General features: G+C 66.6%; 34 protein-coding genes. 33 read left to right on the top strand and 1 reads right to left on the bottom strand.

Going from position 1 to position 22,284, the window contains the following annotated elements:
• Positions 1-74 precede the first annotated feature (74 nt).
• The 33 genes from ACZ4UU_RS20925 (at position 75) to truA (ending at position 20,202) form a co-directional block, all read left to right on the top strand.
• A complete protein-coding gene (locus ACZ4UU_RS20925) occupies positions 75-1,613 on the top strand; it encodes a fibronectin type III domain-containing protein (RefSeq protein ID WP_471904876.1) in 1,539 nt (512 codons plus the stop codon).
• Positions 1,613-2,098 carry an FAD synthase family protein gene (locus ACZ4UU_RS20920; protein WP_471904875.1) on the top strand — a complete coding sequence of 162 codons (486 nt, stop codon included), beginning with the start codon at positions 1,613-1,615 and terminating at the stop codon, positions 2,096-2,098. Before ACZ4UU_RS20925 ends, ACZ4UU_RS20920 begins: the two co-directional genes overlap by 1 nt.
• A 522-nt stretch (positions 2,099-2,620) precedes the next feature.
• Positions 2,621-2,929: a 30S ribosomal protein S10 gene (gene rpsJ, locus ACZ4UU_RS20915; RefSeq protein ID WP_003948644.1), complete on the top strand. Its 309-nt coding sequence runs from the start codon at positions 2,621-2,623 to the stop codon at positions 2,927-2,929.
• A gap of 17 nt (positions 2,930-2,946) precedes the next feature.
• Positions 2,947-3,591: a 50S ribosomal protein L3 gene (gene rplC / locus ACZ4UU_RS20910; protein WP_062706771.1), complete on the top strand. Its 645-nt coding sequence runs from the start codon at positions 2,947-2,949 to the stop codon at positions 3,589-3,591.
• 8 nt (positions 3,592-3,599) lie between these two features.
• Positions 3,600-4,256, top strand: coding sequence for a 50S ribosomal protein L4 (gene rplD, locus ACZ4UU_RS20905; protein ID WP_471904874.1), 657 nt, complete (start codon positions 3,600-3,602; stop codon positions 4,254-4,256).
• The gene (rplW, locus tag ACZ4UU_RS20900) at positions 4,256-4,675 is read left to right on the top strand and encodes a 50S ribosomal protein L23 (RefSeq protein WP_471904873.1); all 420 of its coding nucleotides are present in this window, start codon (positions 4,256-4,258) and stop codon (positions 4,673-4,675) included. The genes rplD and rplW overlap by 1 nt, the downstream gene beginning before the upstream one ends.
• Positions 4,676-4,715: 40 nt before the next feature.
• Positions 4,716-5,552 carry a 50S ribosomal protein L2 gene (gene rplB / locus ACZ4UU_RS20895; protein ID WP_037887002.1) on the top strand — a complete coding sequence of 279 codons (837 nt, stop codon included), beginning with the start codon at positions 4,716-4,718 and terminating at the stop codon, positions 5,550-5,552.
• Between the two features lie 12 nt (positions 5,553-5,564).
• A complete protein-coding gene (gene rpsS, locus ACZ4UU_RS20890; protein ID WP_301997685.1) occupies positions 5,565-5,846 on the top strand; it encodes a 30S ribosomal protein S19 in 282 nt (93 codons plus the stop codon).
• 44 nt (positions 5,847-5,890) lie between these two features.
• Complete coding sequence (gene rplV, locus ACZ4UU_RS20885; RefSeq protein WP_062706767.1) at positions 5,891-6,238, top strand: 50S ribosomal protein L22; 348 nt, start codon at positions 5,891-5,893, stop codon at positions 6,236-6,238.
• Complete coding sequence (rpsC, locus tag ACZ4UU_RS20880; RefSeq protein ID WP_031477835.1) at positions 6,238-7,059, top strand: 30S ribosomal protein S3; 822 nt, start codon at positions 6,238-6,240, stop codon at positions 7,057-7,059. Before rplV ends, rpsC begins: the two co-directional genes overlap by 1 nt.
• Before the next feature lie 5 nt (positions 7,060-7,064).
• The gene (gene rplP, locus ACZ4UU_RS20875) at positions 7,065-7,484 is read left to right on the top strand and encodes a 50S ribosomal protein L16 (RefSeq protein WP_030745246.1); all 420 of its coding nucleotides are present in this window, start codon (positions 7,065-7,067) and stop codon (positions 7,482-7,484) included.
• Positions 7,484-7,708, top strand: a complete 225-nt coding sequence (gene rpmC, locus ACZ4UU_RS20870; RefSeq protein ID WP_007494763.1) for a 50S ribosomal protein L29 — start codon at positions 7,484-7,486, stop codon at positions 7,706-7,708. The genes rplP and rpmC overlap by 1 nt, the downstream gene beginning before the upstream one ends.
• A complete protein-coding gene (gene rpsQ, locus ACZ4UU_RS20865; RefSeq protein ID WP_018543912.1) occupies positions 7,708-7,992 on the top strand; it encodes a 30S ribosomal protein S17 in 285 nt (94 codons plus the stop codon). Before rpmC ends, rpsQ begins: the two co-directional genes overlap by 1 nt.
• 105 nt (positions 7,993-8,097) lie before the next feature.
• The gene (gene rplN / locus ACZ4UU_RS20860) at positions 8,098-8,466 is read left to right on the top strand and encodes a 50S ribosomal protein L14 (protein ID WP_003998823.1); all 369 of its coding nucleotides are present in this window, start codon (positions 8,098-8,100) and stop codon (positions 8,464-8,466) included.
• A gap of 2 nt (positions 8,467-8,468) precedes the next feature.
• A complete protein-coding gene (gene rplX, locus ACZ4UU_RS20855; protein ID WP_053674523.1) occupies positions 8,469-8,792 on the top strand; it encodes a 50S ribosomal protein L24 in 324 nt (107 codons plus the stop codon).
• Entirely contained in the window at positions 8,792-9,349 is a 558-nt protein-coding gene (gene rplE, locus ACZ4UU_RS20850) for a 50S ribosomal protein L5 (protein ID WP_053661885.1), read from the top strand. The genes rplX and rplE overlap by 1 nt, the downstream gene beginning before the upstream one ends.
• A 5-nt stretch (positions 9,350-9,354) precedes the next feature.
• Complete coding sequence (locus ACZ4UU_RS20845; RefSeq protein WP_003948630.1) at positions 9,355-9,540, top strand: type Z 30S ribosomal protein S14; 186 nt, start codon at positions 9,355-9,357, stop codon at positions 9,538-9,540.
• 213 nt (positions 9,541-9,753) lie between these two features.
• On the top strand, positions 9,754-10,152 hold the full coding sequence (gene rpsH, locus ACZ4UU_RS20840) for a 30S ribosomal protein S8 (RefSeq protein WP_129799270.1): 399 nt from the start codon (positions 9,754-9,756) through the stop codon (positions 10,150-10,152).
• Positions 10,153-10,176: 24 nt separating this feature from the next.
• Positions 10,177-10,716, top strand: a complete 540-nt coding sequence (rplF, locus tag ACZ4UU_RS20835; RefSeq protein WP_471904872.1) for a 50S ribosomal protein L6 — start codon at positions 10,177-10,179, stop codon at positions 10,714-10,716.
• A gap of 3 nt (positions 10,717-10,719) precedes the next feature.
• Entirely contained in the window at positions 10,720-11,103 is a 384-nt protein-coding gene (rplR, locus tag ACZ4UU_RS20830) for a 50S ribosomal protein L18 (RefSeq protein WP_007494754.1), read from the top strand.
• A gap of 41 nt (positions 11,104-11,144) precedes the next feature.
• Positions 11,145-11,750 carry a 30S ribosomal protein S5 gene (gene rpsE, locus ACZ4UU_RS20825; protein ID WP_009190144.1) on the top strand — a complete coding sequence of 202 codons (606 nt, stop codon included), beginning with the start codon at positions 11,145-11,147 and terminating at the stop codon, positions 11,748-11,750.
• Between the two features lie 2 nt (positions 11,751-11,752).
• Complete coding sequence (rpmD, locus tag ACZ4UU_RS20820; RefSeq protein ID WP_003974250.1) at positions 11,753-11,935, top strand: 50S ribosomal protein L30; 183 nt, start codon at positions 11,753-11,755, stop codon at positions 11,933-11,935.
• Positions 11,936-11,937: 2 nt separating this feature from the next.
• Positions 11,938-12,393: a 50S ribosomal protein L15 gene (gene rplO / locus ACZ4UU_RS20815; RefSeq protein ID WP_014674382.1), complete on the top strand. Its 456-nt coding sequence runs from the start codon at positions 11,938-11,940 to the stop codon at positions 12,391-12,393.
• Between the two features lie 243 nt (positions 12,394-12,636).
• A complete protein-coding gene (gene secY, locus ACZ4UU_RS20810) occupies positions 12,637-13,950 on the top strand; it encodes a preprotein translocase subunit SecY (RefSeq protein ID WP_471904871.1) in 1,314 nt (437 codons plus the stop codon).
• Complete coding sequence (locus ACZ4UU_RS20805) at positions 13,950-14,612, top strand: adenylate kinase (RefSeq protein WP_471904870.1); 663 nt, start codon at positions 13,950-13,952, stop codon at positions 14,610-14,612. The genes secY and ACZ4UU_RS20805 overlap by 1 nt, the downstream gene beginning before the upstream one ends.
• Positions 14,613-14,753: 141 nt before the next feature.
• A complete protein-coding gene (gene map / locus ACZ4UU_RS20800; RefSeq protein ID WP_471904869.1) occupies positions 14,754-15,590 on the top strand; it encodes a type I methionyl aminopeptidase in 837 nt (278 codons plus the stop codon).
• Positions 15,591-15,849: 259 nt separating this feature from the next.
• Entirely contained in the window at positions 15,850-16,071 is a 222-nt protein-coding gene (gene infA / locus ACZ4UU_RS20795; protein ID WP_003948620.1) for a translation initiation factor IF-1, read from the top strand.
• Positions 16,072-16,131: 60 nt separating this feature from the next.
• Positions 16,132-16,245 (top strand): 50S ribosomal protein L36, encoded by a 114-nt coding sequence (gene rpmJ / locus ACZ4UU_RS20790; RefSeq protein ID WP_003998809.1) that lies wholly within the window; start codon positions 16,132-16,134, stop codon positions 16,243-16,245.
• A 194-nt stretch (positions 16,246-16,439) separates the two neighbouring features.
• On the top strand, positions 16,440-16,820 hold the full coding sequence (gene rpsM / locus ACZ4UU_RS20785; RefSeq protein ID WP_019753104.1) for a 30S ribosomal protein S13: 381 nt from the start codon (positions 16,440-16,442) through the stop codon (positions 16,818-16,820).
• A 70-nt stretch (positions 16,821-16,890) separates the two neighbouring features.
• Positions 16,891-17,295: a 30S ribosomal protein S11 gene (rpsK, locus tag ACZ4UU_RS20780; RefSeq protein ID WP_003956432.1), complete on the top strand. Its 405-nt coding sequence runs from the start codon at positions 16,891-16,893 to the stop codon at positions 17,293-17,295.
• 204 nt (positions 17,296-17,499) lie between these two features.
• Complete coding sequence (locus ACZ4UU_RS20775; RefSeq protein ID WP_003966937.1) at positions 17,500-18,522, top strand: DNA-directed RNA polymerase subunit alpha; 1,023 nt, start codon at positions 17,500-17,502, stop codon at positions 18,520-18,522.
• 179 nt (positions 18,523-18,701) lie between these two features.
• Entirely contained in the window at positions 18,702-19,205 is a 504-nt protein-coding gene (gene rplQ, locus ACZ4UU_RS20770) for a 50S ribosomal protein L17 (RefSeq protein WP_471904868.1), read from the top strand.
• Between the two features lie 139 nt (positions 19,206-19,344).
• Entirely contained in the window at positions 19,345-20,202 is an 858-nt protein-coding gene (truA, locus tag ACZ4UU_RS20765; RefSeq protein WP_471904867.1) for a tRNA pseudouridine(38-40) synthase TruA, read from the top strand.
• 28 nt (positions 20,203-20,230) lie between these two features.
• Here truA and ACZ4UU_RS20760 read toward each other — a convergent pair whose 3' ends face one another.
• Entirely contained in the window at positions 20,231-22,258 is a 2,028-nt protein-coding gene (locus tag ACZ4UU_RS20760) for an acyltransferase family protein (protein ID WP_471904866.1), read from the bottom strand.
• Between the last annotated feature and the right edge of the window lie 26 nt (positions 22,259-22,284).

Below are 22,284 nucleotides of genomic sequence, written 5' to 3'. Positions count from 1 at the left end.
GGCCGACTCCGAGCCGAGACCGCCCGCCTTCTCCCCTTCTCACCACCCGTACTCGCTGCAACCCGGGAAGTTCCATGCGCCTCAGAAAAAGCACCAGGAGAGGGGCCACCACGGCTTCGGCTGTGGCCCTCCTCGCGGCTGTCTCGCTCATCACCGCGTCCGCCTCGGCAGCCGACAGCGACGAGAAGACCCTGACCGCCGACACGTTGGCGACCTGGCAGACCGACGGCATCGTCTGGTCGCTGGAGTACGCGAACGGGGTCATGTACGTCGGCGGAAGCTTCAACAAGGTCCGCCCCCCGGGCGCGAAACCCGGTCAGAGGGAGGTCGCACGCAAGAACTTCGCCGCGTTCGACGCCCGGACCGGCAAGCTCCTGCCGTGCGCCCCACGGCTGTCCGGCGGCGGGAACACCGTACGGGCCCTGAAGGCCTCGCCGGCCGACGAAGTGCTGTACATCGGCGGCTCGTTCACCAAGGCCGGCAAGAAGCGGGCGGCCGGCGCGGTCGCGCTCAACACGGGCAACTGCTCGCTGCGCGACGACTTCCGTCCCAGCATGTCGTCGTTCGTCCGGGCCATCGAGGTCACTGACAGCGCGGTCTACCTGGGGGGCGACTTCACGCGCGTCAACGGTCGCGAGAGGGAGCGCGTCGCGGCGTTCACCCCCAGCGGAGCGCTGCTGCCGTTCAAGGCGGAGATCGACGGCCCCGTACGTGCGCTGCTCGCCGCGCCCGAATTCGGCAAGCTCCTCGTCGGCGGCAACTTCAACATGGTCAACGGTGACCTGGAGAGGGCGCTCGTCGCCCTGCGCCCCGTCACCGGCCGGACGGTGATGTCGTACCCGGACTGGCTGCCGTCGAGATCTTCCGTGCAGGCCCTGACCCGCGACGCCACCAACTTCTATGTCGCGGCCGAGGGCAAGGGCACCGGCATCTTCGACGGCCGTATCGCCGGACGCCTGGGCAACGGCGAGCTGGTGTGGAAGGACACCTGCCTGGGCGCCACCCAGGCCGTCGCCGTGCTCAACGGCGTCCTCTACAGCGGCTCCCACGCCCACAACTGCCGGGACACACCGGGCGGCTTCGACGAGGGCAACTTCCGCCAGCACTTCCTGGCCCAGTCGATCCGGAACCGGCACATCCTGCACTGGTTCCCCGACACGGACGGCGGGACCGGCGAGGGCAACGGCCCCCGGGCGCTGAAGACGGCCGGGCAGATCCTCTGGGCGGGCGGCGAGTTCACCGAGGTCAACGGCAGGCGGCAGCAGAGCCTGACCCGGTTCACCGCCGGGCCCGACCGGGGAGCCCCGGAAGATCCGCCCAAGCTCAAGGCATCGACCTCGAGCGCCGGCCGGGTCACGCTCAGCTGGCGCTCCGCATGGGACCGGGACAACGCGGTGCTGAAGTACCGGATCTACCGGGACGGCAGGCTCGTGGCCTCGCCGACGGGCCGGTCCGCGGAGTGGAAGCGCCCCACGATGAAGTACAGGGACAACGTCACGCCCGGCTCCCGCCACCGCTACCGGATCGTCGTCACCGACGGCGTCAACGCCTCGCCCGCGTCGGAGACGCTCGTGGTCACCGCGGCCGCCGAGCGTACGAAGGCAAGGCGTTGATGGGAGAACGTCTCGGCTACGCGCCGGGGGTCTTCGACCTCTTCCACGTGGGCCATCTGAACATCCTGCGCCGGGCGCGCGGCCACTGCGACCGGCTCATCGCCGGCGTCTGCTCCGATGAACTCGTGGTGCGGCTGAAGGGCAGGCCGCCGGTCGTACCGCTCTCCGAGCGACTGCAGATCGTCCGCAGCGTGCGCTATGTGGACGAGACCTTCGTCGCGGACGTGGACGACAAGATGGAGATCTGGAAGGAGGTCGGCTTCGACGTCATCTTCAAGGGCGACGACTGGCTCGGCACGGATGTCTGGACGACGCTCGAAACCGAATTCGCGACGGTGGGGGTGAAGGTCGTCTACTTCCCCTACACCGTGCACACCTCCAGCACGCTGCTACGCGAGGCGCTCCGCCTCCTCGGCGAGCAGCACCCCTCCGGGCCGGCCTCGGGCCGGCTCACGGGACCCCGGCCGAGCGGAACGGGGAGCTGACACAGGCCCTCGGCCAGGTGCCGGTACGGCCGGCGGGCCCGCTGAGGCGGACCCGCCGGCCGCGGCCCACCGTCCTCGCTCACCGTCAGTGGCGCCCCGATCACGCCTCGTCGGAATTGCCGCGCTCGCGCCCGATCCGCACCCGGGTTTGACCTACGTCACCCCCGGGGTATTCTCTCCGGCTCGATTGGCCAGCCCCCTGCCCCATATGGCAGACTGTCGGAGTTGCTCGGTCGAGTGTTGATGCTGCGCGCCTCCCGCCGGGAGGACCGGAAGCGAGTCCCACAGTACTCGTCGCCCTAACTGCCGCAAGGCAGCGCTGGGGCGGACGTACGGGAATCTTCCGGGAAGTGTGGTGCGGCACTGGCCAGGCACCCGGTGAACCTCTTTCCCAAGGCAAGGGATGTTCGAACAAGGGACATCTGTGTCAGCGAAAGCGCGACACGCCCGACCGCGTGGGTCGGAGGAGTCAAAGGGACACCGGGTTCCAGAGCTGTAGAGAGACAGGACTACTGAGTAGCCATGGCGGGACAGAAGATCCGCATCCGGCTCAAGGCCTACGACCACGAGGTCATCGACTCCTCGGCGAAGAAGATCGTCGAGACGGTGACCCGCACTGGTGCGTCGGTCGCGGGCCCGGTGCCGCTGCCCACTGAGAAGAACGTGTACTGCGTCATCAAGTCGCCGCACAAGTACAAGGACTCGCGCGAGCACTTCGAGATGCGCACGCACAAGCGCCTGATCGACATCCTCGACCCGACGCCCAAGACCGTTGACTCTCTGATGCGACTCGACCTCCCGGCCGGTGTCGACATCGAGATCAAGCTCTGAGGGCTGGTGATCTGAGAATGGCTAAGCAGATCAAGGGCATCCTGGGCGAGAAGCTCGGCATGACGCAGGTGTGGGACGAGAACAACCGTGTTGTTCCGGTCACCGTCGTCAAGGCCGGCCCCAACGTCGTCACCCAGGTCCGTACCAACGACGTCGACGGCTACGAGTCGGTCCAGATCGCCTTCGGCGAGATCGACCCGCGCAAGGTGAACAAGCCCCTCAAGGGCCACTTCGCCAAGGCCGACGTCACCCCCCGTCGCCACCTCGTCGAGATCCGCACCGCTGACGCCTCCGAGTACACGCTCGGCCAGGAAGTCACGGCCGAGGTCTTCGAGGCCGGCGTGAAGGTCGACGTCACCGGCAAGAGCAAGGGCAAGGGCTTCGCCGGTGTCATGAAGCGTCACAACTTCAAGGGCCTCGGCGCCGGACACGGCACCCAGCGCAAGCACCGCTCTCCCGGTTCCATCGGTGGCTGCGCCACCCCGGGCCGCGTGTTCAAGGGCCTCCGCATGGCGGGTCGCATGGGCAACGAGCGGGTCACCACCCAGAACCTGACCGTCCACGCCGTTGACGCGGAGAAGGGTCTGCTGCTCATCAAGGGCGCGGTTCCCGGTCCGAACGGCGGCCTCGTCCTGGTCCGCACCGCGGCCAAGGGGGCCTGAGGTAACCGATGAGCACTGTTGACATCCTTTCGCCGGTGGGCGACAAGGCCGGTTCCGTCGAGCTCCCCGCGGAGATCTTCGACGTAGAGAAGATCAGCGTCCCGCTGCTCCACCAGGTCGTCGTCGCACAGCTGGCCGCTGCCCGCCAGGGCACGCACAAGACCAAGACGCGTGGCGAGGTCCGTGGTGGTGGCAAGAAGCCTTACCGCCAGAAGGGCACCGGTCGCGCCCGTCAGGGCTCGACCCGCGCGCCGCAGTTCGCCGGTGGTGGCGTCGTGCACGGTCCCGTGCCGCGTGACTACTCGCAGCGGACCCCGAAGAAGATGAAGGCCGCGGCCCTGCGCCACGCCCTCACCGACCGGGCCCGCAACAACCGCATTCACGTCGTCTCCGGCGTGATCGAGGGCGAGACCCCCTCCACGAAGGCCGCGAAGAGCCTGTTCGGCAAGATCTCGGAGCGCAAGAACCTGCTCCTGGTCGTCGAGCGCGCCGACGAGGCCGCGTGGCTGTCCGCCCGCAACCTGCCCCAGGTCCACATCCTGGAGCCGGGCCAGCTGAACACGTACGACGTTCTCGTCTCGGACGACGTGGTCTTCACCCAGGCCGCCCTGGAGTCCTTCGTGTCCGGCCCGAAGGCCAATGACACCGAAGGGAGCGAGGCCTGATGGCTATCCGTCACCCCGCCATTGCCTCCAAGGCCGCGAAGAAGGCCAAGGCCGCTCGCGTCGCCAAGGCGCGTCGCCACGCCGCCGAGGGCAAGAACACCGTCGTCACCCCGGTCAGCAAGGCGTTCACGGACCCCCGTGACGTCCTGATCAAGCCGGTCGTGTCCGAGAAGAGCTACGCGCTTCTCGACGAGAACAAGTACACGTTCATCGTCGCGCCGAGCTCCAACAAGACCCAGATCAAGCAGGCCGTCGAGTCGGTCTTCGAGGTCAAGGTCACCGGGGTCAACACGATCAACCGCCAGGGCAAGCGCAAGCGGACCCGCACGGGCTTCGGCCAGCGCGCAGGCACCAAGCGCGCGATCGTGACCCTCGCTGAGGGCGACCGTATCGACATCTTCGGCGGTCCGACCGCCTAAGGGCGGTCCGGATCGTCCGATATCGGACGAGGACTGAGAAATGGGAATCCGCAAGTACAAGCCGACTACGCCGGGCCGTCGTGGCTCCAGCGTCGCCGACTTCGTCGAGGTCACGCGGTCCACGCCGGAGAAGTCGTTGGTCCGCCCCCTGCACAGCAAGGGTGGCCGTAACAACTCCGGTCGTGTGACCGTCCGCCACCAGGGTGGTGGCCACAAGCGCGCCTACCGCGTGATCGACTTCCGTCGTCACGACAAGGACGGCGTGCCGGCGAAGGTCGCGCACATCGAGTACGACCCCAACCGCACCGCGCGCATCGCGCTGCTGCACTACGCCGACGGCGAGAAGCGCTACATCCTCGCCCCGCGCAACCTGCAGCAGGGTGACCGCGTGGAGAACGGTCCCGGGGCCGACATCAAGCCGGGCAACAACCTGGCGCTGCGCAACATCCCGGTCGGTACCACGATCCACGCGATCGAGCTCCGTCCCGGTGGCGGCGCCAAGTTCGCCCGCTCCGCCGGTGCCTCCGTGCAGCTGCTCGCGAAGGAGGGCCAGATGGCCCACCTGCGCATGCCCTCCGGTGAGATCCGCCTGGTCGACGTGCGCTGCCGCGCCACCGTCGGCGAGGTCGGCAACGCCGAGCAGAGCAACATCAACTGGGGTAAGGCCGGCCGTAAGCGCTGGCTGGGCGTTCGCCCGACCGTTCGCGGTGTGGCGATGAACCCGGTTGACCACCCGCACGGTGGTGGTGAGGGCAAGACCTCCGGTGGTCGCCACCCGGTCTCCCCGTGGGGTCAGAAGGAGGGTCGTACTCGTGCTCCCAAGAAGGCGAGCAACAAGTACATCGTCCGCCGCCGCAAGACGAACAAGAAGCGCTAGGAGCGGGTTTAGATGCCGCGCAGTCTCAAGAAGGGGCCCTTCGTCGACGACCACCTGATCAAGAAGGTGGAAGCCCAGAACGAAGCCGGTTCCAAGAACGTCATCAAGACCTGGTCCCGTCGCTCCATGATCGTGCCGGCCATGCTCGGCCACACGCTCGCGGTGCACAACGGCAAGACCCACATCCCGGTGTTCGTCACCGAGTCGATGGTCGGCCACAAGCTCGGCGAGTTCTCGCCGACGCGCACCTTCCGGGGCCACGTCAAGGACGACCGGAAGTCGAAGCGCCGCTAGTAGCGGATCGCATTCAGACACGTAAGTAACTGAGAGGGACAACCATGGAAGCCAGGGCCCAGGCGCGGTACATCCGCGTTACGCCCATGAAGGCCCGCCGCGTGGTGGACCTTATCCGTGGCATGGATGCCACGGAGGCTCAGGCTGTTCTGCGATTCGCTCCGCAGGCAGCCTCCGTGCCCGTCGGCAAGGTGCTGGACAGCGCCATCGCCAACGCCGCGCACAACTACGACCACCCGGACGCCACCTCGCTGTTCATCAGCGAGGCGTACGTCGACGAGGGCCCGACCCTGAAGCGGTTCCGTCCGCGTGCCCAGGGCCGTGCCTACCGGATCCGCAAGCGGACCAGCCACATCACCGTGGTCGTCGCCAGCAAGGAAGGAACCCGGTAATGGGCCAGAAGGTTAACCCGCATGGGTTCCGGCTCGGTGTCACCACGGACTTCAAGTCCCGGTGGTACGCCGACAAGCTGTACAAGGACTACGTCAAGGAAGACGTCGCCATCCGTCGGATGATGACGTCCGGCATGGAGCGCGCCGGTATCTCGAAGGTTGAGATCGAGCGCACCCGTGACCGTGTGCGGGTGGACATCCACACCGCGCGTCCGGGCATCGTCATCGGCCGCCGTGGCGCCGAGGCCGACCGCATCCGCGGTGACCTCGAGAAGCTCACGGGCAAGCAGGTCCAGCTGAACATCCTCGAGGTCAAGAACCCCGAGACCGACGCTCAGCTGGTTGCCCAGGCCGTTGCCGAGCAGCTCTCCTCCCGCGTCTCCTTCCGCCGTGCCATGCGTAAGAGCATGCAGTCGGCGATGAAGGCCGGCGCCAAGGGCATCAAGATCCAGTGCGGTGGCCGCCTCGGTGGCGCCGAGATGTCCCGCTCGGAGTTCTACCGCGAGGGCCGTGTGCCCCTGCACACGCTCCGCGCGAACGTGGACTACGGCTTCTTCGAGGCCAAGACGACCTTCGGCCGCATCGGTGTGAAGGTCTGGATCTACAAGGGCGACGTCAAGAACATCGCCGAGGTCCGCGCCGAGAACGCTGCGGCCCGTGCGGGTAACCGCCCGGCCCGTGGTGGTGCCGACCGCCCGGCCCGTGGTGGCCGCGGTGGCGAGCGGCGCGGTCGTAAGCCGCAGCAGGCTGCCGGTTCCGAGGCCCCCAAGGCCGAGGCTCCCGCGTCCGCTCCGGCTGAGAGCACCGGAACGGAGGCCTGACCGAAATGCTGATCCCCCGTAGGGTCAAGCACCGCAAGCAGCACCACCCGAAGCGCTCTGGCATGTCCAAGGGTGGAACGCAGGTTGCGTTCGGCGAGTACGGCATCCAGGCGCTCACCCCGGCCTACGTGACGAACCGTCAGATCGAGGCCGCTCGTATCGCCATGACGCGTCACATCAAGCGTGGTGGCAAGGTCTGGATCAACATCTACCCGGACCGTCCGCTCACCAAGAAGCCCGCCGAGACCCGCATGGGTTCCGGTAAGGGTTCTCCGGAGTGGTGGATCGCCAACGTCAAGCCCGGACGCGTGATGTTCGAGCTGTCGTACCCCAACGAGAAGATCGCCCGTGAGGCTCTGACTCGCGCCGCCCACAAGCTGCCGATGAAGTGCCGGATCGTCAAGCGCGAGGCAGGTGAAGCGTGATGTCGGCCGGTACCAAGGCGTCCGAGCTGCGCGAGCTGGGCAACGAGGAGCTTCTGGCGAAGCTCCGCGAGGCCAAGGAAGAGCTGTTCAACCTCCGCTTCCAGGCGGCGACTGGTCAGCTCGAGAACCACGGCCGTCTCAAGGCGGTCCGCAAGGACATCGCGCGGATCTACACCCTGATGCGCGAGCGTGAGCTGGGCATCGAAACGGTGGAGAACGCCTGATGAGCGAGAAGAACGTGACTGAGAACGCAGAGGCGCGCGGTTTCCGCAAGACCCGTGAGGGTCTCGTCGTCAGCGACAAGATGGACAAGACCGTCGTCGTCGCCGTCGAGGACCGTGTGAAGCACGCGCTGTACGGCAAGGTCATCCGCCGTACGAACAAGCTCAAGGCGCACGACGAGCAGAACGCCGCGGGTGTCGGCGACCGCGTCCTCCTCATGGAGACCCGGCCGCTGTCCGCGACGAAGCGCTGGCGCGTCGTCGAGATCCTCGAGAAGGCCAAGTAATTCCTGCGGGGTAGCCCGCAGGACAGTTCCGCCAGGCTCGGCAGGGGCCTCACCTCGTAAAGAGGCGGTCCCTGCCGGGAACCGGCAGACAAACAGGAGATAGACGTGATCCAGCAGGAGTCGCGACTGCGTGTCGCCGACAACACTGGTGCGAAGGAGATCCTTTGCATCCGTGTGCTCGGTGGCTCCGGTCGCCGCTACGCGGGCATCGGTGACGTCATCGTCGCCACCGTCAAGGACGCGATCCCCGGTGGCAACGTGAAGAAGGGTGACGTCGTCAAGGCGGTCATCGTTCGCACCGTCAAGGAGCGCCGCCGTCCGGACGGCTCGTACATCCGCTTCGACGAGAACGCCGCCGTCATTCTGAAGAACGACGGCGACCCTCGCGGCACCCGCATCTTCGGCCCGGTCGGGCGTGAGCTGCGCGAGAAGAAGTTCATGAAGATCATCTCGCTGGCTCCGGAGGTGCTGTAAGCATGAAGATCAAGAAGGGCGACCTGGTCCAGGTCATCACCGGCAAGGACAAGGGCAAGCAGGGCAAGGTCATTGCCGCTTACCCGCGCGACGAGCGCGTCCTGGTCGAGGGTGTCAACCGGGTCAAGAAGCACACCAAGGCCGGTCCGACCGCTCGCGGTTCGCAGGCCGGCGGCATCGTCACGACCGAGGCGCCGATCCACGTCTCCAACGTCCAGCTGGTCGTTGAGAAGGACGGCAACAAGGTCGTCACGCGTGTCGGCTACCGCTTCGACGACGAAGGCAACAAGATCCGCGTTGCCAAGCGGACGGGTGAGGACATCTGATGGCTACCACCACCACTCCGCGTCTGAAGACGAAGTACCGCGAGGAGATCGCGGGCAAGCTGCGTGACGAGTTCAAGTACGAGAACGTCATGCAGGTTCCCGGCCTCGTCAAGATCGTGGTCAACATGGGTGTCGGCGACGCCGCCCGTGACTCGAAGCTGATCGAGGGCGCGATCCGCGACCTGACCACGATCACCGGTCAGAAGCCGGCCGTCACCAAGGCCCGCAAGTCCATCGCGCAGTTCAAGCTGCGTGAGGGCCAGCCGATCGGTGCCCACGTCACGCTCCGTGGCGACCGCATGTGGGAGTTCCTGGACCGCACCCTGTCGCTCGCGCTGCCGCGCATCCGCGACTTCCGTGGTCTGTCCCCCAAGCAGTTCGACGGCCGTGGCAACTACACCTTCGGTCTCACGGAGCAGGTCATGTTCCACGAGATCGACCAGGACAAGATCGACCGCGTCCGGGGTATGGACATCACCGTGGTGACCACGGCGACCAACGACGCTGAGGGCCGCGCGCTCCTTCGTCACCTCGGCTTCCCCTTCAAGGAGGCGTGAGCGAGATGGCGAAGAAGGCTCTGATCGCTAAGGCTGCTCGCAAGCCCAAGTTCGGTGTGCGTGGCTACACCCGCTGCCAGCGCTGCGGCCGCCCGCACTCCGTGTACCGCAAGTTCGGCCTGTGCCGCGTGTGCCTTCGTGAGATGGCTCACCGTGGCGAGCTGCCGGGCGTGACCAAGAGCTCCTGGTAATCCCCCATTTAGGGATTCCAAGGGCTCTCGGTAAGCACTGGGCGTGTCAGGTGCCCTCCCTTCCATGGCTTAGGCTTGGAGGGTTGGGCGCCTGACGGTCGCCCGTACGACTTACTACGCCGTAGGTCCACCGCGCCGCACCCGTCCCGTCTCGGATCGGGGAGAGGGATGGCGCACCAGGAAACCCCGGCGAGAGAGGCCGAAGGCCAATTCATGACCATGACTGATCCGATCGCAGACATGCTTACGCGTCTGCGGAACGCGAACTCGGCGTACCACGACACCGTGGCGATGCCGCACTCGAAGATCAAGTCGCACATCGCGGAGATCCTCCAGCAGGAGGGCTTCATCACGGGCTGGCGTGTCGAGGACGCCGAGGTCGGCAAGAACCTCGTCCTCGAGCTGAAGTTCGGCCCGAACCGTGAGCGCTCCATCGCGGGCATCAAGCGGATCTCCAAGCCCGGTCTCCGGGTGTACGCGAAGTCCACCAACCTGCCCAAGGTCCTCGGTGGCCTCGGCGTGGCGATCATCTCCACGTCGCACGGTCTCCTGACCGACAAGCAGGCCGGCAAGAAGGGCGTAGGCGGAGAAGTTCTCGCCTACGTCTGGTAGCAGAAGGGAACGGAGGAAACAGCTATGTCGCGCATCGGCAAGCTCCCCATCGCGGTTCCCGCCGGCGTGGACGTCACCATCGACGGCCGTACGGTCTCGGTCAAGGGCCCCAAGGGCACGCTGACCCACACCGTCGCAGCGCCGATCGACATCGCCAAGGGCGAGGACGGCACCCTCTCGGTGACCCGCCCCAACGACGAGCGTCAGAACAAGGCCCTGCACGGCCTGTCCCGCACGCTGGTGGCGAACATGATCACCGGCGTGACCCAGGGTTACGTGAAGAAGCTCGAGATCAGCGGTGTCGGTTACCGCGTGACGGCCAAGGGTTCGAACCTGGAGTTCGCTCTGGGCTACAGCCACCCGATCACCGTCGAGGCCCCCGAGGGCATCACCTTCAAGGTGGAGGCCCCCACCCGGTTCTCGGTCGAGGGCATCGACAAGCAGAAGGTCGGCGAGGTTGCGGCCAACATCCGCAAGCTGCGCAAGCCCGACCCGTACAAGGCCAAGGGCGTCAAGTACGAGGGCGAAGTCATCCGCCGCAAGGTCGGAAAGGCGGGTAAGTAAGCCATGGCATACGGACAGAAGATCCTTAAGGGCGACGCCTACAAGCGCGCCGCGATCAAGCGCCGCCACATCCGGATCCGTAAGCACATCAACGGAACGGCGGAGCGTCCTCGTCTGGTCGTTACCCGCTCGAACCGCCACATCGTGGCCCAGGTGATCGACGACATCAAGGGTCACACCCTTGCGTCGGCGTCCACCCTGGACACCTCGATCCGCGGTGGCGAGGGCGACAAGTCCGCGCAGGCCAAGCAGGTCGGCGCCCTGGTCGCCGAGCGCGCCAAGGCCGCGGGCGTCGAGGCCGTCGTATTCGACCGTGGTGGCAACCAGTACGCCGGGCGCATCGCCGCTCTGGCGGACGCCGCCCGCGAAGCCGGGCTCAAGTTCTGAGCCGCTTCCGTAGCTAGCGGAAACAGAGAGAGGTAAATCCAATGGCTGGACCCCAGCGCCGCGGTGGCGGTGCCGGTGGCGGCGAGCGGCGGGACCGGAAGGGCCGTGACGGCGGCGCAGCTGCCGCCGAGAAGACCGCGTACGTTGAGCGCGTTGTCGCGATCAACCGCGTCGCCAAGGTTGTGAAGGGTGGTCGTCGCTTCAGCTTCACCGCGCTGGTCGTGGTGGGCGACGGTGACGGCACCGTGGGTGTCGGTTACGGCAAGGCCAAGGAGGTGCCGGCCGCCATCGCCAAGGGCGTTGAGGAGGCCAAGAAGCACTTCTTCAAGGTCCCCCGCATCCAGGGCACCATCCCGCACCCCATCCAGGGTGAGAAGGCTGCCGGCGTCGTGCTGCTCAAGCCCGCGTCGCCCGGTACCGGTGTTATCGCCGGTGGTCCGGTGCGTGCCGTGCTCGAGTGCGCCGGTATCCACGACGTGCTGTCGAAGTCGCTCGGCTCCGACAACGCCATCAACATCGTGCACGCGACCGTGGAGGCCCTGAAGGGCCTGCAGCGTCCCGAGGAGATCGCGGCCCGCCGTGGTCTGCCGCTCGAGGACGTCGCCCCCGCGGCTCTTCTCCGTGCGCGTGCCGGGGCGGGTGCGTAATCATGGCGCAGCTCAAGATTACGCAGGTCAAGTCCTACATCGGCAGCAAGCAGAACCACCGTGACACCCTGCGCTCCCTTGGTCTCAAGGGCATCAACACGCAGGTCGTCAAGGAGGACCGCCCCGAGTTCCGCGGCATGGTGCACACCGTCCGCCACCTCGTGACGGTCGAGGAGGTCGACTGATCATGGCGGAGCAGAACCCGCTCAAGATCCACAACCTCCGTCCCGCCCCGGGCGCCAAGACCGCCAAGACCCGTGTCGGTCGTGGTGAGGCGTCGAAGGGTAAGACGGCCGGTCGTGGTACCAAGGGTACGAAGGCCCGTTACCAGGTTCCGGAGCGCTTCGAGGGTGGCCAGATGCCCCTCCACATGCGCCTTCCGAAGCTGAAGGGCTTCAAGAACCCGTTCAAGACCGAGTACCAGGTCGTGAACCTCGACAAGCTGGCCGCGCTCTACCCCGAGGGTGGCGAGGTCACCGTCGAGGGTCTGGTGGCCAAGGGTGCCGTTCGCAAGAACAGCCTCGTCAAGGTCCTCGGCCAGGGCGAGATCTCCGTGGCGCTGCAGGTGACGGTCGACGCCGTCTCCGGCTCCGCCAAGGAGAAGATCACCGCCGCCGGCGGCACCGTCACCGAGCTCGTCTGAAAGCATCAGGCGTCTCGATGACTTGAGCGATCCCAACCGGGGATACCCACAAATGGGGTATCCCCGGTTGGTCGTTCCAAGGGGGGCGGTCTCGCCGGTAAGGTGGCCTGCGCTGCCCACTTTTACTGAGTGCTTCTTGTGAGGCACTCGGAGCGGCAGTTGACCGTTAGATAAGTCGTCCTATTAGTCGAACCTCAAGACCGTCACCCTTGACGCAGTAGCGCGGGGGTCGCAGGAGGCACCGTGCTCACCGCGTTCGCCCGGGCGTTCAAGACGCCCGACCTGCGCAAGAAGCTGCTCTTCACGCTCGGCATCATCGTGATCTACCGGATCGGTACGCATATCCCGATCCCCGGCGTCGACTACAGGGCCGTCCAGGTCTGTATCGATCAGGCGAGCACCAACACCGGCCTCTTCGGTCTGGTCAACATGTTCAGCGGCGGCGCTCTGCTTCAGATCACCATCTTCGCGCTCGGCATCATGCCGTACATCACGGCGAGCATCATCCTTCAGCTGCTGACCGTAGTGATCCCGCGCCTGGAAGCCCTGAAGAAGGAGGGTCAGGCCGGTACTGCGAAGATCACCCAGTACACGCGGTACCTGACCGTGGCGCTTGCGATCCTCCAGGGCACCGGCCTGGTGGCCACCGCCCGCAGCGGCGCGCTCTTCCAGCGCTGCCAGGTCGCCAACCAGATCGTGCCGGACCAGTCGATCTTCACCACCGTCGTGATGGTCATCACCATGACCGCCGGTACGGCCACCGTCATGTGGCTCGGTGAGCTCATCACCGACCGCGGCATCGGCAACGGCATGTCGATCCTGATGTTCATCTCGATCGCCGCGACCTTCCCGTCCGCGCTGTGGGCCATCAAGGAGGAGGGCTCCCTGGCCGGCGGCTGGATCGAGTTCGGCACCGTGGTCGCCGTCGGCCTCGTGATGATCGGCCTGGTGGTCTTCGTCGAGCAGGCACAGCGTCGTATTCCGGTTCAGTACGCGAAGCGGATGATCGGCCGCCGGTCCTACGGCGGTACGTCGACCTACATTCCGCTGAAGGTCAATCAGGCGGGCATCATCCCTGTGATCTTTGCCTCGTCGCTGCTCTACATCCCGGCGCTGATCGCCCAGTTCTCCGGAGGAGCCTCCGGCTGGAAGGCCTGGATCGAGCGGAACCTCGCGCAGACGGACGCTCCGACGCACATCGTCCTCTACTTCTTCCTGATCATTTTCTTCGCGTTCTTCTACGTGGCCATCTCGTTCAACCCCGAGGAAGTCGCGGACAACATGAAGAAGTATGGTGGCTTCATCCCGGGCATCCGGGCTGGCCGACCGACCGCTGAGTACCTTTCGTACGTGCTCAACCGGATCACCTGGCCGGGCTCGCTGTACTTGGGCCTGATCGCTCTCGTGCCGACGATGGCGTTGGCTGGTTTCGGGGCAAACCAGAACTTCCCGTTCGGCGGGACCAGCATCCTGATCATCGTGGGTGTCGGTCTCGAGACGGTGAAGCAGATCGAGAGCCAGCTCCAGCAGCGCAATTACGAAGGGTTCCTCCGCTAATGCGTATCGTCCTCGTCGGGCCGCCGGGTGCCGGTAAGGGAACGCAGGCCGCGTTCCTCGCCAAGAACCTGTCGATCCCGCACATCTCCACGGGCGACCTGTTCCGGGCCAACATCAGCCAGCAGACGGAACTCGGGAAACTCGCGAAGTCCTACATGGACGCGGGCAACCTGGTGCCGGACGAGGTCACCATCGGGATGGCCAAGGACCGCATGGAGAAGCCGGACGCCGAGAACGGCTTCCTGCTGGACGGCTTCCCGCGCAACGTGTCCCAGGCCGAGGCGCTCGACGAGATGCTCCAGTCCGAGAGCATGAAGCTGGACGCGGTGCTGGACCTCGAGGTCCCCGAGGAAGAGGTCGTCAAGCGGATCGCCGGGCGGCGCATCTGCCGCAAGGACTCCAGCCACGTCTTCCACGTCACGTACAGCCGGCCGAAGGCCGAGGGCGTCTGTGACGCCTGCGGCGGCGAGCTGTACCAGCGTGACGACGACTCGGAGGACACGGTCCGCAAGCGGCTGGAGGTCTACCACACGCAGACCGAGCCGATCATCGACTACTACAAGGCGCAGGGACTGGTCGTCACCATCTCCGCGCTGGGCAAGGTCGAAGAGGTCACGGCTCGCGCCATGGAGGCGCTTCAGAGTGACGAGGACGGCAAGTAGCAGCGCTCTCGGCTCGTACGTAGCTCAGGCCGCGGCTCCCTTTGAGGGGGCCGCGGCTGCTGCGTGGGGTGGGGCGCGCAGGCTCCGCCCTTATGGTTGACACAGTCCCCTCTATCCGGCCCACGAAAGGCGCCCGTCCCCATGGTGCAGATCAAGTCCCCCGAGCAGATCGCCAAGATGCGTGAGGCGGGGCTGGTCGTCGCCGCCATTCACGCGGCCACGCGCGAGGCCGCCGTACCCGGGGCCAGCACCAAGGACCTGGACGAGGTCGCGCGCAAGGTGCTCGCCGAGCACGGTGCGAAGTCGAACTTCCTCGGCTACGGCGGGTTCCCCGCGACGATCTGCACCTCCGTGAACGACGTCGTCGTCCACGGCATCCCGTCCGAGGACGTCGTCCTCAAGGACGGGGACATCATCTCCATCGACTGCGGCGCCATCATCGACGGCTGGCACGGCGACGCCGCGTACACCGCCTTCGTGGGCTCCGGCCACGCCCCGGAGCTGGTCGAGCTCTCCCGGGTGACCGAGGAGTCGATGTGGGCCGGCATCGCGGCGATGAAGCAGGGGAACCGGCTCGTCGACGTCTCCCGTGCCATCGAGACGTACATCCGCCGGCAGCCGAAGCCGGGTGGCGGCAAGTACGGGATCGTCGAGGACTACGGCGGTCATGGCATCGGTACCGAGATGCACATGGACCCGCATCTGCTGAACTACGTCGACCGGCGACGGGGGAAGGGGCCGAAGCTGGTGCCCGGGTTCTGCCTCGCGATCGAGCCGATGGTCTCGCTGGGGACGCCCAAGACCGAGGTGCTCTCTGACGACTGGACGGTGATCACGACCGACGGCACGTGGTCGTCCCACTGGGAGCACTCGGTGGCGCTCACGGAGGAGGGGCCGCTGGTGCTTACGTCTCCCGACGGGGGCAAGGCGAAGCTGGCGGAGCTGGGGATCGTTGCGGCACCGGATCCCCTGGGCTGAGTTCGCCTACGGGGAGGGTGGCCCTGCCGTATTGCGGCTGCCGCCGCGTCGTGGCTCGTCGCGCGGTTCCCCGCGCCCCCTTCTGCGTCGCCTTTCCCGGCGCTTAATGATCTGCCCGTCGGGGCAGGATCTCTCGATTCGTCTTTCAGGGTGTGCTGACGTAGACTGACTCGTCGGCTCTCGTGCACCCGCATGTCCGCATGCGCCCGTAAGGGAACGCAGGGGAGTCGATCAAGGTAGTCGATTCGAAGGGCGAAGCGTGGCCAAGAAGCAAGGTGCCATCGAGATCGAGGGCACTGTCGTCGAGTCTCTGCCGAACGCCATGTTCAAGGTCGAGCTCCAGAACGGCCACCAGGTCCTGGCACACATCAGCGGCAAGATGCGTATGCACTACATCCGCATCCTCCCTGACGACCGGGTCGTGGTGGAGCTGTCTCCGTACGACCTGACGCGTGGCCGGATCGTCTACCGGTACAAGTAGATCTTGCCCGCGCCCCGGGACCTCCCTGGGCGATGGCACTGACCCGGAGAACCTCACCCAATGAAGGTCAAGCCGAGCGTCAAGAAGATCTGCGACAAGTGCAGGGTGATCCGCCGTCACGGTCGGGTCATGGTCATCTGCGAGAACCCGCGCCACAAGCAGCGCCAGGGCTGACGCACGACCGATCCCTCTGCATCCATCGCAGAGATTCGCGCGACGCAAGCTGAATATGTTCATACGCAGAACCCAGGAGAACGATCGTTCGCCTGACACCCCCGGTTCGGAGGCCGGGGACTCAGTTCGTACCTCGTACGGCGGCTGGGAGTCGGTTCTGCGGAAGACCTCCGAAGATCACCAGGAGCCATTGAATGGCACGCGTTTCCGGTGTTGACATCCCGCGCGACAAGCGCGTGGAGGTTGCCCTCACCTACGTGTTCGGCATCGGCCGGACCCTTTCGCAGCAGACGCTGGCCGCCACCGGCGTCGACCCGAACACCCGCGTTCGCGACCTCTCCGAGGAGCAGCTCGTCGCGATCCGCGAGTACGTGGACAACAACATCAGGACCGAGGGTGACCTCCGTCGTGAGATCCAGGCCGACATCCGCCGCAAGGTCGAGATCGGTTGCTACCAGGGTCTGCGTCACCGTCGCGGCCTGCCCGTCCGCGGTCAGCGCACCAGCACGAACGCCCGTACCCGCAAGGGCCCGCGTCGCGCCATCGCCGGCAAGAAGAAGCCGGGCAAGAAGTAGTCCTCAGCGGACAACGCTTCATCAGCGGTCTTCGCTGTAGGACCGACCACCTCCCCGTAGGAGTTTGTAGATGCCCCCCAAGGGTCGTCAGGGCGCTGCCAAGAAGGTGCGCCGCAAGGAAAAGAAGAACGTCGCTCACGGCCACGCGCACATCAAGAGCACGTTCAACAACACGATCGTCTCCATCACGGATCCGTCCGGCAACGTGATCTCCTGGGCCTCCGCCGGCCACGTCGGCTTCAAGGGCTCCCGGAAGTCCACGCCGTTCGCCGCGCAGATGGCCGCCGAGTCGGCTGCCCGCCGCGCCCAGGAGCACGGCATGCGCAAGGTCGACGTGTTCGTGAAGGGTCCGGGTTCCGGTCGTGAGACCGCGATCCGTTCGCTCCAGGCCACGGGCCTCGAGGTCGGCTCCATCCAGGACGTCACCCCGACCCCGCACAACGGCTGCCGCCCGCCGAAGCGTCGTCGCGTCTGACACCGGCGCTTCAAGGGCTTGCTGCGCCTCCGGGCTTTTCGGCCGGGGGTGTGGGGGTTGTCCCCCACATGTAACAGCCGGGCGGTACGGCACCGTAAAGGGGCCGTATCGCCCGTACCCTTGCAGTACCCGCACTTCTCACAGGTGCGGTTTCCGTCGGGCGTCAAATAGCGGGCGTCCACGAGAGAAGGATCTGATCCACACATGCTGATCGCTCAGCGTCCCTCGTTGACCGAAGAGGTCGTCGACGAGTTCCGCTCCCGGTTCGTGATCGAGCCGCTGGAGCCGGGCTTCGGTTACACCCTCGGAAACTCCCTCCGCCGGACCCTCCTGTCCTCGATCCCGGGTGCGGCGGTCACGTCCATCCGCATCGACGGCGTGCTGCACGAGTTCACCACCGTGCCGGGCGTCAAGGAGGACGTCACCGACCTGATCCTCAACATCAAGCAGCTGGTCGTCTCCTCGGAGCACGACGAGCCCGTCGTGATGTACCTGCGCAAGCAGGGCCCGGGTCTGGTCACCGCCGCCGACATCGCGCCCCCGGCCGGTGTCGAGGTGCACAACCCCGACCTCGTCCTCGCCACGCTCAACGGCAAGGGCAAGCTGGAGATGGAGCTCACGGTCGAGCGCGGCCGTGGTTACGTTTCGGCTGTTCAGAACAAGCAGGTCGGTCAGGAGATCGGGCGTATCCCGGTCGACTCGATCTACTCGCCGGTGCTGAAGGTCACGTACAAGGTCGAGGCCACGCGTGTCGAGCAGCGCACCGACTTCGACAAGCTGATCGTCGACGTCGAGACCAAGCAGGCGATGCGTCCGCGTGACGCCATGGCGTCGGCCGGTAAGACGCTGGTCGAGCTGTTCGGTCTCGCCCGTGAGCTGAACATCGACGCCGAGGGCATCGACATGGGTCCGTCCCCGACGGACGCCGCCCTCGCCGCCGATCTGGCGCTGCCGATCGAGGAGCTGGAGCTCACCGTTCGGTCGTACAACTGCCTCAAGCGTGAGGGCATCCACTCCGTGGGTGAGCTCGTGGCGCGCTCCGAGGCCGACCTCCTCGACATTCGTAACTTCGGTGCGAAGTCGATCGACGAGGTCAAGGCGAAGCTGGCCGGCATGGGCCTGGCCCTCAAGGACAGCCCGCCCGGATTCGACCCGACCGCCGCCGCGGACGCCTTCGGCGCCGACGACGACGCGGACGCGGGCTTCGTGGAGACCGAGCAGTACTAAGAGCTCGGGCCCTACGGTCCGTACTTGGGTGCGGGTGCGCTGTGCTTGATCGCGCAGTTCCCCGCGCCCCATTCCGAGCGGCCCCTCGGGGCCTGCTCGGATCTCTGACAGGCGACCGCCTGCTCAGATACTGACTCCGGTACCTGACACGGCCGGGGCAGACACCTAGGAGAAACACCATGCCGAAGCCCGCCAAGGGTGCCCGTCTGGGCGGCAGTGCCGCGCACGAGAAGCTGCTCCTCGCGAACCTCGCGAAGGCGCTGTTCGAGCACGGCCGTATCACCACCACCGAGGCGAAGGCCCGTCGTCTGCGGCCGTACGCCGAGCGTCTGGTGACCAAGGCGAAGAAGGGCGACCTTCACAACCGCCGTCAGGTGCTCCAGGTCATCACGGACAAGAGCGTCGTCCACACGCTCTTCACCGAGATCGGCCCGCGGTACGAGAACCGTCCCGGTGGCTACACCCGGATCACCAAGATCGGTAACCGTCGTGGCGACAACGCGCCCATGGCTGTCATCGAGCTGGTCGAGGCGCTGACGGTCGCGCAGGAGGCCACGGGTGAGGCCGAGGCCGCCACCAAGCGTGCCGCCAAGGACGCCGAGGTTGCCGAGGTTGCCGAGGCCAAGGTCGACACGACCAAGGCCGACGACGAGGCTGCTGCCGAGGAGTCGAAGGACGCCTAAGCGTTCTGCCGGGGGCTGTTCGATTGCGGCTGCGGCGCCGTCGTGGCTGGTCGCGCAGTTCCCCGAGCCCCTAGGGGCGTTTGCGGGCCCGTTCCTTCCAGGAGCGGGCCCGCTTTTGTGTTCCTGAGAGGATCTCTGTGTGAGTGATGAAGTAGCGGCCGGGCATGTTCGTATCCGTCTTGATCTGTCCTACGACGGGACCGAGTTCTCCGGGTGGGCCAAGCAGGCCGGTGGGCGGCGGACCGTGCAGGGGGAGATCGAGGATGCGCTGCGGACCGTCACGCGGTCGGGTAGCACCACGTACGAACTGACCGTGGCCGGGCGAACCGATGCCGGGGTGCATGCGCGGGGGCAGGTCGCGCATGTCGATCTGCCGGAGGCGGTGTGGCGTGAGCATCACGAGAAGCTGCTCAAGCGGCTGGCCGGGCGGCTGCCCAAGGATGTGCGGGTGTGGGCGCTGAGGGAGGCGCCGAGCGGGTTCAACGCGCGGTTCTCGGCCGTGTGGCGGCGTTACGCGTATCGCGTCACCGACAATCCCGGGGGCGTCGATCCGCTGCTGCGCAGTCATGTCCTCTGGCACGACTGGCCGCTGGACGTCGATGCCATGAACGAGGCCGCCGGACGCCTGCTCGGTGAGCATGACTTCGCCGCGTACTGCAAGAAGCGGGAGGGGGCCACGACCATCCGGACGTTGCAGGAGCTGAGTCTGGTGCGGGGGGACGACGGGATCGTCACCGCCACCGTGCGTGCCGACGCCTTCTGCCACAACATGGTGCGGTCGCTCATCGGGGCGTTGTTGTTCGTGGGGGATGGGCATCGGCCGGCGGACTGGCCGGGCAAGGTGCTCGCCGCCGGGGTCAGGGACTCGGCCGTGCATGTCGTACGGCCCCATGGGCTCACGCTCGAAGAAGTGGGCTATCCGGCCGACGAGTTGCTGGCCGCGCGGAGCAAGGAGGCGCGGAACAAGCGGTCGTTGCCCGGGGCCGGCTGTTGTTGAGCCGGGCCCGGGCAACGGGGGTGTGCTGTCAGCCGGCCAGGGCCTGCTTGAAGGCCGGCTCCAGGAACGGCACCAGGGACTCGGCGTAGCCGCCGGTCATGTGGCTGTTGTCCCAGTAGACGACGTGCCCGCCGATCACCGCCGGGCAGTAGCCGTCGGCGCAGAAGGCGGGGAGCGTGTTGATGACCGTGGCCCCGTACTCCTCGGCGACCTCGCGTTCCAGCTTGCGGAACTCCGGGAGGTCGACGGCGGTCTCGGCCCTGAGGGCGCACTCGGCGGGGTTGTCGGACTGCTCGGCCAGGCAGTCCGGGACGCTGAAGGTCGGCTTGGGGGTGTCGGTCAGGTAGACCAGTTCCGCCCCCGTGGCCTTGAGCGCCCTGAACGTGTCCTCGGCGCCCTCCCGTACGGTCGTGTACTGGACGCGGTTGGCCACCGCGATGACGTCCGGCTTGAGCTTCTTGATGTAGGCGAGGGCGGTCTTTCGCCACTGGGGGCACTCGGTGTACTCACGGCCGAGATCCTCGCGCGTGATCTTGTAGGCCTCCGGGGAGCAGCCGCTCTTGATGACCGTGACGACCTTGACGTTCAGCTCGCGGCCGAGGGCGTCGAAGGCGTTGCCCCACTGGTAGGCGTGCGAGTCGCCCAGCAGCACCATCGTTCGGTCGGATGTCGGGTCTCCGATGACGCACTCGTCGTACGGGGTGAAGCTGGTGACCAGGAGCTGGTCGATGCAGCCGTGGTCGCCCCGGTCGTCGGGGGACTTCAGCAGTGTGTTCTGGCTGACCTTGGGCTCGCTCCTCTCGCGCACCGCCTGCTCGACGGAGTCGGTGCCGGTGAATCCGGTGAGTGCGGCCGCGGTTCCCGCGGTGCCGATGGAGAGGTTGAGCGGTACCTGGAGGGCGACCACCATGGCGACGGCGGAGGTGGCCGTCAGGGTGCCGCCGGTGAGGATCCCGCGCCAGGGGCGGACGACCAGCTTCACGTTCTCCCTGAACCGCTTCTCGACGATGAAGTGCATCGCGATGGCGCAGAGGAAGGAGAGGACCGCCACCCGGAATCGGTCGGCGTAGCCGAACTCCCAGTCGATCATGTGGGTCCACAGGATCAGCAGGGGCCAGTGCCACAGGTACCAGCCGTAGCTGACCTTGCCGATGAAGTCGAAGACGGGGTTGTCGAGGAGCTTCTCGGCGCCGAAGCGGGGGTTGGCGCAGCCGCCGGCGATGATCATCGACGCGCCCAGCACGGGGCCGGCTACGGCGTATCCCGGCAGCGGGGTGTGTTCCGTGATGAGGAGTCCGGTGACGAGGGCGGTGCCCAGGCCCAGCCAGGAGACCAACGCGGCGAGCCCCCGGGGCATGCGGGAGAGGAAGGGCGCCCACAGGGCGAGCAGGACGCCGATGGTGAGTTCCCAGATGCGGGCGTGGGTGCCGAAGTAGGCCTGGGGCTGGTTGGTCGTGGTCTGGGTGTAGCCGACGTAGAACGAGCCGCCCACCACCGCCATGAGGACCACGCCCACCAGGAGGCGGTTGCGGAAGACCGCCCGGCTGAGCCAGGCCGCTACGACGAGCACGATCGGGGCCGCGAGGTAGAACTGCTCCTCGATGCCGAGCGACCAGAAGTGCTGGTACGGGGACTGGGTGCCGTCGTTCGCGAAGTAGTCGGTGCCGTTCTCGGCCAGCCGCCAGTTGATGACGCTCAGCGAGGCGGCGAGTCCGTCGTCCATGTACTCGCGGAACCTGAACGGGCTCGCGTAGAGCCAGGACAGGACACCCACCACCACGATGGTGAAGGCGGCGCCCGGCGCCAGACGACGGAAGCGGCGGGCCCAGAACTTGCTCAGGGAGACCTTGCCGGTCTTGCCGATCTCGGCGAGGAGCTGGCTGCCGATGAGGAAGCCGCTGAGCACGAAGCTGACGTCCACGCCGCCGTGGATGTCGAGTATGCCGCAGTGCATGCTGACGACCATCATGATGGCGACGGCACGCAGGCCCTGAATGTCCGGCCGGTACTTGCGCAGGCGTTCCGCGTTCGCGGCCTGTGAACGATGGCGGGTCACGGTTCTCCAGTAACTGTCCGGGCTGA

It is taken from the genome of Streptomyces sp. NPDC028907 (genome assembly GCF_055564995.1).
Note: the sequence above shows the minus strand (reverse complement) of the source record. Positions and strands in the feature narration are given on the sequence as shown.